This window comes from Flavobacterium celericrescens, assembly GCF_011392075.1.
Lineage (GTDB): Bacteria > Bacteroidota > Bacteroidia > Flavobacteriales > Flavobacteriaceae > Flavobacterium > Flavobacterium celericrescens.
In genome coordinates this window covers 1-344 of sequence record NZ_JAAJBV010000023.1, presented here as the reverse complement: position 1 = coordinate 344, position 344 = coordinate 1, and the positions used below count along the sequence as shown (strand labels likewise).

At 42.4% G+C, this 344-nt stretch carries 1 pseudogene; it reads left to right on the top strand.

From position 1 onward, the window contains the following. Positions 1-344, top strand: a pseudogene (locus G4L40_RS13250) (hypothetical protein); the annotation flags it as partial.

Here is a 344-nt window from a genome sequence, read left to right as displayed (position 1 = left end):
CCGCGAACACAATTTGTTCAGGTACTACAGGAACTGTAAGTTTCACAGGAACACCAAATGCAGTTGTAACGTATACAGTTGATGGCGGAGCTAATCAAACGGTAACATTAGACGCTTCAGGAAATGCGAGTGTAACCACACCAGTATTGACGGTAAACTCAACGTATGCTTTAGTAAGTGTAACAACCACAGCAACCCCAATTTGTAGCCAAGCACAAACAGCTAGTGCTACAGTAACAGTAACGGCTTTGCCAACAGCATCAATTTCAGGTTCAACGACAATTTGTTCAGGTTCAACAGCAGTGATTAGTTTCACAGGAACAGCAAATGCAGTTGTAACGTAT